The sequence below is a fragment of the Halorubrum sp. C191 genome (assembly GCF_002727095.1).
GTDB classification, from domain to species: Archaea; Halobacteriota; Halobacteria; order Halobacteriales; family Haloferacaceae; genus Halorubrum; species Halorubrum ezzemoulense.
Window position 1 is genome coordinate 1 of the sequence record NZ_NHNZ01000019.1, and the last position, 10107, is coordinate 10107.

Annotated in this window: 9 protein-coding genes and 1 pseudogene; 6 read left to right on the top strand and 4 right to left on the bottom strand. The window is 72.7% G+C overall.

The window, feature by feature from the left end; translation table 11 throughout:
* Window positions 1-149: 149 nt before the first annotated feature.
* The 4 genes from hemC to Z052_RS01065 all read left to right on the top strand — a co-directional run bounded on the left by hemC (window position 150) and on the right by Z052_RS01065 (window position 3586).
* A complete protein-coding gene (hemC, locus tag Z052_RS01050) occupies window positions 150-1304 on the top strand; it encodes a hydroxymethylbilane synthase (RefSeq protein ID WP_049930651.1) in 1155 nt (384 codons plus the stop codon).
* On the top strand, window positions 1297-2184 hold the full coding sequence (gene cobA, locus Z052_RS01055; protein WP_086215632.1) for a uroporphyrinogen-III C-methyltransferase: 888 nt from the start codon (window positions 1297-1299) through the stop codon (window positions 2182-2184). The genes hemC and cobA overlap by 8 nt, the downstream gene beginning before the upstream one ends.
* Window positions 2181-2957 (top strand): uroporphyrinogen-III synthase, encoded by a 777-nt coding sequence (locus Z052_RS01060; RefSeq protein ID WP_086215633.1) that lies wholly within the window; start codon window positions 2181-2183, stop codon window positions 2955-2957. Before cobA ends, Z052_RS01060 begins: the two co-directional genes overlap by 4 nt.
* A 227-nt stretch (window positions 2958-3184) precedes the next feature.
* Window positions 3185-3586 (top strand): hypothetical protein, encoded by a 402-nt coding sequence (locus tag Z052_RS01065; protein WP_049930647.1) that lies wholly within the window; start codon window positions 3185-3187, stop codon window positions 3584-3586.
* On the opposite strand, the gene Z052_RS01070 is transcribed toward Z052_RS01065, so the two are convergent.
* The 3 genes from Z052_RS01070 to pdxS all read right to left on the bottom strand — a co-directional run bounded on the left by Z052_RS01070 (window position 3587) and on the right by pdxS (window position 7279).
* Window positions 3587-4645, bottom strand: coding sequence for a DUF4382 domain-containing protein (locus Z052_RS01070; protein ID WP_094519419.1), 1059 nt, complete (start codon window positions 4643-4645; stop codon window positions 3587-3589).
* A gap of 128 nt (window positions 4646-4773) precedes the next feature.
* Entirely contained in the window at window positions 4774-6099 is a 1326-nt protein-coding gene (locus Z052_RS01075; RefSeq protein ID WP_094519418.1) for a 5'-deoxyadenosine deaminase, read from the bottom strand.
* Window positions 6100-6370: 271 nt separating this feature from the next.
* Window positions 6371-7279 (bottom strand): pyridoxal 5'-phosphate synthase lyase subunit PdxS, encoded by a 909-nt coding sequence (pdxS, locus tag Z052_RS01080; protein WP_094519417.1) that lies wholly within the window; start codon window positions 7277-7279, stop codon window positions 6371-6373.
* 165 nt (window positions 7280-7444) lie between these two features.
* Here pdxS and Z052_RS01085 point away from each other — a divergent pair, with 165 nt between their 5' ends.
* Window positions 7445-8125 carry a molybdenum cofactor guanylyltransferase gene (locus Z052_RS01085; protein WP_089308192.1) on the top strand — a complete coding sequence of 227 codons (681 nt, stop codon included), beginning with the start codon at window positions 7445-7447 and terminating at the stop codon, window positions 8123-8125.
* 16 nt (window positions 8126-8141) lie between these two features.
* Here the strand turns inward: Z052_RS01085 and Z052_RS01090 are convergent, their stop codons facing one another.
* Complete coding sequence (locus tag Z052_RS01090; RefSeq protein WP_094520253.1) at window positions 8142-8687, bottom strand: DnaJ domain-containing protein; 546 nt, start codon at window positions 8685-8687, stop codon at window positions 8142-8144.
* A 180-nt stretch (window positions 8688-8867) separates the two neighbouring features.
* Between Z052_RS01090 and Z052_RS01095 the strand changes: the two are divergent.
* Window positions 8868-10107: pseudogene (locus Z052_RS01095) on the top strand (DNA mismatch repair protein MutS); the annotation flags it as partial.

The window sequence follows — 10107 nt, forward strand, 5'->3', positions numbered from 1 at the left end:
GGGGCGCGACGGATAAAGGGCCCGTGACGGTGGCGGGAGTTGCCTCGGTGTCCGCCTGAGCCGCGCCGCGCAAATGGGGACCGAGCCGTCTCGGTCGCCGAGGCGGCCGAACTGGTGCGCTTTTGAACGCGGGGGACCTCGGTCCGGGTATGACCGAAACGCTCAGGCTCGCGACCCGCGGGTCGGACCTGGCCCTCCGGCAGGCCGAGACCGTCCGCGAAGCGCTGTCGAGCCGGCGCCGCGACGTCGAACTCCGGCAGGTGGAGACGCGCGGCGACCAGATCCCCGACGAACTGATCCACCGCCTCGGGAAGACAGGCGCGTTCGTGCGCGCCCTGGACGAAGAGGTGCTCGCCGGCGACGCCGACCTCGCGGTCCACTCGCTGAAAGACCTCCCCACCGAGGAGATGGCGGAGCTCGTCGTCGCCGGCGTCCCCGAGCGGGCGCCCTCCGGCGACGTGGTCGTCCAGCCGGAGGGACTCGGGATCGAGGACCTCCCCGCGGGCGCCGTCGTCGGCACCGGCTCGCTCCGCCGCGGGGCGCAGATCCGGGCGGCCCGCCCCGACCTCACCGTCGAGCCGATCCGGGGCAACGTCGACACGCGGCTGGAGAAGCTGCTCGCGCCCGGCCTCCAGGCCGAACACGAGCGGCGCCTGATCGCGTCGGGCGAGGAGAATGCCCTGACGGCGGAGGCCGACGAGGGCGGCGACGAGAACGCTGACGACACGGACGACGAGGATACCGACGGCGACGAGGTCGACGAGGAGTTCGACGAGACCGTCGAGGAGTGGTTCGACTCGCTGTCCGACCTCGAACGCGACGCGATGGAGCGGAAGGTCGAGACCGAGTACGACGCCGTCGTCCTCGCGGAGGCCGGCCTACGCCGCTCGAACCTCTTCTACGAGGTGGAGACGACACGGCTCCCGCGCGAGGAGTACGTCCCTGCGGCGGGGCAGGGGGCCATCGCCGTCACCGCGAGCGACCCCGACGTGATCGAGGCGGTCCGTAAGGCGGTCGACCACCCGCGGACCCGCGTCGCGGTCACCGTCGAGCGGACGATCCTCGGCGAGCTCAACGGGGGCTGCGTCGCGCCGATCGGCGTCTCCGCGATGGTTCAGGGCGAGCACGTCCACGTCAGAGCGCGGGTGCTGTCGACCGACGGCACCGAGGAGGTGGCCGACACCCGCGACCTCCCGATCCGGTCACACGCGACGGCCGCCGCCGAGTTTGCCGCCGACCTCGCGGACCGCGGGGCGGACGAGCTGATAGCCGAGGCCCGCGAGGAGGCCGACGCCGATGAGTGACGACGGCGCCGGCGCGGGCTCCGGAGCGAACGCGGACGAACCCCCGACGCGTCGGCGCGACGACGGCGTCGGCACCGTCTTCCTCGTCGGGTCCGGCCCGGGCGACCCGGACCTGCTCACGGTGAAAGCGAAGCGACTGATCGAGTCGGCCGACGTGGTCCTTCACGACAAGCTCCCGGGCCCGGAGATCCTCGGCGAGATCCCCGAGGCGAAGCGCGAGGACGTGGGGAAACGCGCCGGCGGCGAGTGGACGCCGCAGGAGTACACCAACCGGCGTATGGTCGAGCTGGCCCGCGAGGGGAACCGCGTCGTCCGGCTGAAGGGCGGCGACCCGTTCGTCTTCGGCCGCGGCGGCGAGGAGGCCGAACACCTCGCCGAGGTCGGGATCCCCTTCGAGGTCGTCCCCGGCGTCACCTCGGCCATCGCGGGGCCCTCCGTGGCCGGGATCCCCGTGACCCACCGCGACCACGCCTCCTCCGTCTCCTTCGTCACGGGCCACGAGGACCCGACGAAAGACGAGTCCGCCGTCGACTGGGAGGCGCTGGCGGCGACCGGCGGCACCATCGTCGTGCTGATGGGCGTCGGGAAGCTGCCGGCGTACACGGCCGAGCTCCGCGACGCCGGCCTCGGCGGCGACACGCCCGTCGCGCTCGTCGAGCGCGCGACGTGGCCCGACATGCGCGTCGCGACCGGCACGCTCGACACGATCGTCGACGCCCGCGACGAGGCGGGGATCGAGCCGCCCGCGATCACCGTGATCGGCGACGTTGCCGCGACCCGTGACCGCGTCGTGACCTTCCTCGAGAACGCCGGCTCCGCACCGGTCCGGTCGGCGACGGAGGGAGACGACGACGGGTCGGTCGGAGGTGACGAGACGTGAGCGAAGACGGGGGTGGCCGCCCGCGCGTGGCCGTCTTCCGGCCGGACGACGAGCGGATCGAGGCGGCCGTCGAGCTGCTCCGGTCGCTCGGCGCGGAGCCGGTCGCCGACCCGATGCTCGAAGTTGAGCCGACGGGCGCCGTCCCCGCCGACGCGCCGCTCGTCGTGTTCACGAGCAAGACCGGCGTCGAACTGGCCGCCGAGGCGGGCTGGGAGCCGGGGGACGCCGACCTCGCGGCCATCGGCCCGACGACCGCCGCGGCCGCCCGCGACGCGGGGTGGACGGTCGCCGTCGTCCCGGAAGAGTACACCTCCGCGGGCCTCGTCGCGGCGCTCGAACCGCGCGTCGGGGGCGAGCGCGTGACGGTCGCCCGCTCCGATCACGGCAGCGACGTCCTCCTCGACGGGCTCCGCGAGGCCGGCGCCGAGGTGACCGAGACCGTCCTGTATCGGCTCGCGCGGCCGGCCGCCGCGGGCGACTCCGCGGAGCTGGCCGCCGCGGGCGACCTCGACGCGGCGGCGTTCACCTCCTCGCTCACGGTCGACCACTTCCTCGCGGCGGCCGCCGACCGCGGGGTCGAGGAGGCGGCGCGCGCCGGACTGGGGGACGCGGTCGTCGGCGCCATCGGCCCGCCGACGGCCGAGACCGCGGCCGACCGCGGCGTCGACGTCGACGTCGTTCCCGACGCGGCGTCGTTCGAGTCGCTCGCGGCCGCGGTCGTCGACGCGGCCGGCAAAGCGTCGACCGCCGCGTCCGGCGACGGTCCGCGCTGACCCCGCGGTCGCGTGACTGAAGCGGAACGACAGCGGCGCGGCCGCGTCGAGGCGGCCGTCGTGGCCGCCGAATATCCGGAGCGAAAACGCAAGGCGGCGTTGGGGCTTCTCGTCGCTTCGGCTCGCTCGCGGGTAACGACGCGGTCGCGTCCCGATTCGGCCGCGAAAATACCACTCGTGATATTCGGGAGCGCGGATTTATTATCGGGAACGTGATATCGGGTGCCATGGAACCGAGCGAGCGCTGGCTGCTGCGGGTCGAGGAGGATATCCTCGTCGTCGAGTTCCCACACGGGACTGGGCTGAGCCCCGCAGACGGCGAGGCGCTGCTCGACCGCTGGCGGAGCGCGACCGACCCCGACGATGTCGACGCGATCGTGATCGTCGTGCGGACGAGCAGGCCGTGTTCGGACGCCGGCCGGCGCGCGCTCCGCGAGTCGGCGCAGATAGCGGTCGCCCGCGGCGTCGACCGCTTCGCCGTCGTCGGGCAGCGCTCGAAGCGGCGGTACCTCAAGCGGACCATCGACGTCGAGGGCGTCGACACCGAGGCGTTCAACGACGACGACGCCGCGATGCAGTGGGCGAGGAGCCCGTCCGCGACCGCATCGTCGGTCGGGACCTCCTCGTAGTTAGCTTCCGGTCTCGGTCCCGTTCTCCGCGTCGTCCGTCTCGTTACCACTGGTGGCGTCGCCGTCACCGGAGTCGTCGGTCGTCTCCCCGTCGTCGCTCTCCTCGCCGCCGCCCTCCTCACCGTCTTCGTCCGCCTCTGACTCTTCGATGTCGCCGTCGCCGTCCTCGTCTTCGTCGATCTCGTTGACCTCGACGTCGCGGCCCGCGACCCCGCTGCCCGAGATCACGGGTTTGAGGATGTAGCCGTTGTTCTTGCCGCGCTTGACGACGTTGATATCGAAGACGAAGCTGACCGGCTCGTCGGCGGTGACCTCGAACTCGTTCGTGATCTGGAGCTTCTCGCTCGGGAGCTTCACGTCGACCTCGCCGCCGTCGACGATCCCCTCGATAGCGGAGACCGCCAGTTCGATCTTCTCGTAGTCCCCGGCCGGGAGCTCGCCGTCGAAGACGGCGATCGCGTCCTCGTCGATCACCTGCGTGAGGTCGACCGTCGCGCCGTCGAGGTCGACGACCCTGAAGCCGCGGTCCTCGCCCTCGTCCGCGTCGTCTTCCTCGTCGTCGTCTCCTTCGGTGTCTTCCTCGTCGTCTCCGCTCTCGTCTCCTGCCACGTCGTCCCCCTCGTCCTCGTCGTCCGGCGTTCCGTTGGGGGACCCGTCGTCACCGTCGGTGTCGGTGACGTTCTCGCCGGCGTCGTCCTCGTTTTCATCTCCGGCTTCGTCGCCCTCGTCCTCGCCGTCACCAGCCTCGAACACGCGGGCTCGGTCGAGGGTCACGTCCAGCCGGTCGAAGTCGTCGATGTCGGCCGGGGCGTCGCTGATGAGGAGCCGGAAAGTGCCGGTTAGCGGTTCCGAGCCGTCCGAGCCGTCGGAGCCGTCCGAGCCGCCAGACGACGGGGGCGATTCGCCGCCGGTACAGCCGGCGAGGAGCGTCGCGCTCGCGCCGGCGCCGACGGCGACGAACTCGCGTCGGCCGAGGCCGCCGGTGGCCGCGTCGGCCGGTCGGTCGTCGTCTGTCGGCTGCGATCCGTCGTCGTCTGCCGTCCGCGATCGGTCCGTCATGGTGATTCGACGGACGGGCCGCGGACGGGTATAAACGAGAGATACTCCGGTCGGATTTGCGCCGATAAAGCCGATTTTATCGGGTATCGCGGTGGTTTACGGTGAGCGGCCCGCTCTCGCCGGCGGACCTACGGTTTGGCCGTGTCGATGCCGGCCTGCTCGACCACGCGCTCCGCGTGGCGCGTCGCGCGCTCGCGGACCGTCGCCGCGTCGACCCCGACGTGCTCGCCGTTCGTGTACCGGACCTCGCCGTCGACCATGGTGAAGGTCACGTCGTCGCCGTGGGCCGCGTACACGAGGTGCGAGAGGGGGTCGTGGACCGGCGTCGCGCGCGTCAGGTCGGTCGTGATCCCGATTACGTCGGCGCGGTGTCCCTCGCGCAGCGCGCCGAGGCGGTCGAAGCCGGCGGCGCGGGCGCCGTGTTCGGTCGCCATCTCCAGCACGGTCGACGCGGGGAGCCTCGTGGGGTCGCGGGCGTTGACCTTGCCGAGGAGGCTCGCCTGTCGCATCTCGGTGAAGGGGTCGAGCGTGTTGTTACACGGCGGGCCGTCGTTGCCGAGCGCGACCGTCATCCCGCGGTCGAGGTAGTCCTGAACCGGGGCGATCCCCGAGGCGAGCTTCATGTTCGAGGAGGGGCAGTGGGTGACGACCGTGTCGGTCTCGGCGAGCACCTCGCGCTCGCGCTCGTCGGTGTGGACGCAGTGGGCGAGCGTCACGTCCGGCCCAGTCAGCCCGACCTCGTCGAGCCAGAGGATGTTCCGCTTTCCGGTGTCGGCCTCGACCGTCTCGATCTCGTCCTCGTTCTCGCTGGCGTGGGTGTGGATCGTCACGCCGTCGTACCGGTCGGCCAACTCGCGGCAGCCGCGCAGGCAGGCCTCCGTACAGGTGACGGCGAACCGCGGGGTGACCGCGTACCGGACGCGCCCGCCTGCGGCTCCGTGGTACTCCCGGATGAGCGCCTCGCTCTCCGCGAGCGCGGCGTCGGTCTCCTCCAAGAGGCCGTCCGGCGAGTCGCGGTCCATCAGGACCTTTCCGAGCCGCGCGCGGATCCCGGTCTCGATCGCGGCCTCGAACGCCTCGTTCGCGTGGTTCACCGAGAGGTGGTCGACGACGGTCGTCGTGCCCGACTCGAGACACTCCAAGTAGCCGAGTTCGGCGGCCGCGCGGGTGGCCTCGGCGTCCATCGCGGCCTCCATCGGCAACACCGCGTCGAACAGCCAGTCGAGGAGGGCGGCGTCGTCCGCGATCCCCCGCCCCAGCGACTGGACGGAGTGGACGTGGCCGCCGATGAGGCCGGGCGCGACGACGTCGAACGCGCGCCGCTCGTGGTCGGGATATCGGTCCCGCAGGATGCTCTCGTCGCCGACCGCGGCGATCGTGTTCCCCTCGACGACGACGGCGCCCTCGGGGATGACGGTCTCGGAGTCGGCCACGACGGTTCCGGCGATCAGCATGTCCGTCCGTTCCTGACGGTCGACCGGCAAGAGGCTGTCCGTTCGCGACCCCCGGCCCGATCAGTTCGAAACCGACGAGCGTGCGATCGCCGAGGCGGCGAGTCCGGCGGCGGGAGCGACGAGACGTTCGGCACAGTCGAGCGGTCGCCGCGTGTCGCTATCAACGTCGGAACGGTCGCAGGCGGGGTTCGCGGTCTGACGGTCGCTCGTCGCTACGCCCGCCACACGGGCTCAGTTATCACAGATCGTCGCGCGGCCCGAGACCGCGTATTTAAACGCCGCGGCCCTGGAGCTGCTCTTCTTCGGCCATGTCCTCGTTGGACTGACCCTTCATCCCCTTGCCGCTGCCGCTCGCGATCCGGGCGAGCTCCTCGGGGTCGTCCCAGTTGTTGACGGCCTCGACGATGGAGGCGCCCATCGCCTCGGGATCCTCGGCGCCGAAGACGCCGGAGCCGACGAAGATGCCGTCGCAGCCGTGGTACATCATCAGCGCGGCGTCGGCCGGCGTCGCGATGCCGCCGGCGGCGAAGTTGACGACCGGGAGCCGCTCGGCCTCGGCGGTCTCGTGGACCAGATCGCGCGGTGCGCCGTGTTCGCGGGCCCACTTCTCGCGCTCCTCGTGGTTGAGGCCGGTGAGCGTCCGGATCTGGTTTTTGATCGTGCGCTGGTGTTTGACGGCCTGGTTCACGTCGCCCGTGCCGGCCTCGCCCTTCGTCCGGATCATCGCCGCGCCCTCGTTGATGCGGCGGAGCGCCTCCGGCAGGTTCCGGGCCCCGCAGACGAACGGGGACGTGAAGTCGCGCTTGTCGGTGTGGTACTCGTCGTCGGCGGGCGTGAGCACCTCGGACTCGTCGATCATGTCGATCCCGAGCGCCTCTAGGATCTCCGCCTCCTTGCGGTGGCCGATCCGCGATTTCCCCATCACCGGGATCGACACCTCGTCGATGATCTCGGGGACGCGCTCGGGGTCGGGCATCCGGGCGACGCCGCCGCGCTTCCGGATGTCGGCCGGGACGTGTTCGAGGACCATCACGGCGACCGCGCCGGCGTCCTCCGCGATGCGGGCCTGCTCGCGGTTGACGACGTCCATGATCACGCCGCCCTTCTGCATCTGCGCGAAGCCGCGCTTGACCAGCTCGGTCCCCCGCTTCAGCTCCTCCAGATCCGTGGCCTCTGGCATGAATATAGCTTGGGTCGCCGGCCACTTAACGGGTCGCTTTCGGGCGGATGGACGGGCGAGCGCGCCGTTCAGTCGCGATCGGAAGCGCGGTCCGTCGCGGCCGCGCTCCGCGCTCGCGCGTCGCCACCGCAACCGCGAAGTCTCCCCGCCGTCTACGCCGCGAGCGTGACGACCGGAGCCATCCTCGCCGGCGGCCGCTCGACGCGCTTCGGCGACGCGGACAAGGCGGTGGCGCCGATCGCCGGGACCCCCATGATCCGTCGGGTCGCGGACCGGCTCGCGGGGACCGACGACCCGGTCCCGCCCGGCGCCGACCGCGCGAGCGGCGGCGACCCAGTCGTCGACGAACTCGTCGTCAACTGCCGCCCGGGCCAGCGCGAGGCGATCGCCGACGCGCTGGCCGCGGTCCCGCTGTCCGTCCGCTGGGCGCTCGACGAGGCGCCGGACCCCGGCCCGCTGGCGGGGATCCGGAACGCCTGCCGGGCGGCAACCGACCCCTACGCCGTCGTCGTCGCCTGCGACATGCCGTTCGTCGACCCGGGCTTCCTCGCCCACCTCCGCGAGGCGGCCGCGGGCGCGGAGGCCGCGGTCCCACGGCTCGACGGGCGGTGGTACCAGACGACGCAGGCGGTCTACGCGACGGAGCCGGCCGCGGTCGCCTGCGACCGCGCGCTCGGTCGCGGCGACCGGAAGGTGCTGGCGCTGGTGGACCGGCTGGACGAGGTCGTCGTCGACGACGCGGCGATCCGCTCGCTGACGACCGACCGCACGTTCACCAACGTCAACACGCGGTCCGACCGCGACGACGCGGAGCGGGCGGTCGCCGCCGCGCTCGACGCGGCGTGAGGCGCTCGGCCGGCGGTCACTCCTTCAGCACTTCGTATGCCTCGTTGAGCTGCTTGAAGTCCTCCTCGTCGCCGTCCTCGCCGTCCGGGTGGAGCCGCTTCGCGCGCTCTCGGTACCGCCGGCGAACCGTCTCGCCGTCGGCCGTGCGGTCAAGGCCGAGGGTCTCGTACGCCTCCCGTTCGCTCATCCGGTCGGCCGCGGGCGCGCGGTCACTGGGGTCCCCACCCCCGGCTCCGCTGGGACCGCGAGCGCCGGCCCGTCGGCCGCGCGCGCTCCGACCGCCGTCGGTCCCGGCGGCGCGGTACGCGCGCTCTCGGTTGGCCTCGGCGCGGGCGCGCTGTCTCGCGCGCTCGCGCTCAGTCGGTCCCGCCCGCTCGGCGGACCGCCGGGCCTGGTCGTCGAGGCGTCCGCTGGCGTGGTACCAGAGGAAGTACGAGACGGCGCCGAACGGCAGCGCGAGCGCTAACGCGATCGGGTGGAGGACGATCCCCGCGATCACGAGCAGCGCCGTCATGCCGACGAACGCCCCGGCGAGCACCACGACGATCGTTCGGTTCGTCACGGACGTACTGGGGGACGGAGGACCGTAAGAGTCCCGACGGCGGCCGTCCGGCGAGGCGGGGGTCACGTCGGGGGCGGCGTTCGCGTCGCCCGCCGCCTCCGCTCGCTCCCTCGCGGCCCCACTCGCTTGCCGCTCCTCGCCTCCGCACCGTTTATCACCGCGGCCGCCCGGGTACGGCGTATGGAACCGGCGGACAGGGAGACGGTGACGGGGCTACCGCCCGGGATCGCCGCCGCCCGCGAGGATCTCACGCCGATGCTCTCGCAGTACGCCGACCTTTGTGCCGCCCACGGGGACGCCCTCGTCCTGTTTCAGGTCGGCGACTTCTACGAGGCGTTCTGCGAGGCGGCCGAGACCGTGGCCCGCGTCTGCGAGGTGACGCTGACCGAGCGGTCCGACTCGACCGGCGACTACCCGATGGCCGGGATCCCGATCGACAACGCGGCCCCCTACCTCGAGTCGCTACTCGACGCGGGCTACCGCGTCGCGCTCGGCGACCAGGTCGAGGACGCTGCGCAGGCGTCGGGGCTCGTCGACCGCGCCGTCACCGAGGTGATCACGCCCGGGACCGTCGTCGAGGACGACCTCCTCGAGTCGGGGACGACGAACTACGTCGCGGCGGTGGCGGCCGAAGACGACGACTCCGCCGAGACGACCGTCGGGCTCGCCGCGGTCGACGTCTCGACCGGCGAGTGCCTCGTCACGTCCGGCGGTCCGGACGCGGTCGCGGGCGAACTCGACCGGATCGCCCCGGCCGAACTCATCGCGGGGCCGGACGCGCCGGCCTTCGAGCCGAGCGACGCGGAGCGCGGGTGGACGACGCACGACTACGACGCCGGCGCCTTCGACCGCCGGACTGCGACCGAGCGGCTGGAGCCGTACCTCCCCGCGCCCGAGCGGCGCTTCGACGCGGACGCGGAGCTGCGGGCGGCCGGCGCGGTGCTCGCGTACGCCGAGTACACGCAGGGCGACGACGGCCCGCTCTCGTACGTGACTCGGGTCCGGCGGTACGACCCCCGCGACCGGCTCCGGCTCGACGCGGCGGCCCAGCGCAGCCTGGAGCTGTTCGAGAACCGGGGGCTTGGCGCGAGCGACACGCTGTTCGACGCGCTCGACGAGACGAACTGCGCGCTCGGGCGACGGTGTCTGGAGCGCTGGCTCCGGCGCCCGCTCGTCGACGCGGACGCGATCCGGAGCCGCCACGACGCGGTCGGCGAACTCGCCGACCGGAGCCTCGCTCGCGAGGGGGTCGCCGACGCGCTCGCGACCGCCTACGACCTCGAACGGCTGGTGAGCCGCGTCTCGCGGGGGCGGGCCGACGCCCGCGACCTGCGCTCGCTCCACCGGACGCTCGCCGTCGTCCCCGACCTGAAGGCGACGCTGGCGGGCGCGGGGGGAGAGGAACGCCCCACCACCGACG

Excerpts from the sequence above, each read along its gene's own strand:
- pdxS (WP_094519417.1), bottom strand. The coding sequence starts at position 7,279 with ATGCCAGAGGCCACGGATCTGGAGGAGCTGAAGCGGGGGACCGAGCTG.
- Z052_RS01075 (WP_094519418.1), bottom strand. The coding sequence starts at position 6,099 with ATGCTGATCGCCGGAACCGTCGTGGCCGACTCCGAGACCGTCATCCCC.
- Z052_RS01070 (WP_094519419.1), bottom strand. The coding sequence starts at position 4,645 with ATGACGGACCGATCGCGGACGGCAGACGACGACGGATCGCAGCCGACA.
- Z052_RS01065 (WP_049930647.1), top strand. The coding sequence starts at position 3,185 with ATGGAACCGAGCGAGCGCTGGCTGCTGCGGGTCGAGGAGGATATCCTC.
- hemC (WP_049930651.1), top strand. The coding sequence starts at position 150 with ATGACCGAAACGCTCAGGCTCGCGACCCGCGGGTCGGACCTGGCCCTC.
- cobA (WP_086215632.1), top strand. The coding sequence starts at position 1,297 with ATGAGTGACGACGGCGCCGGCGCGGGCTCCGGAGCGAACGCGGACGAA.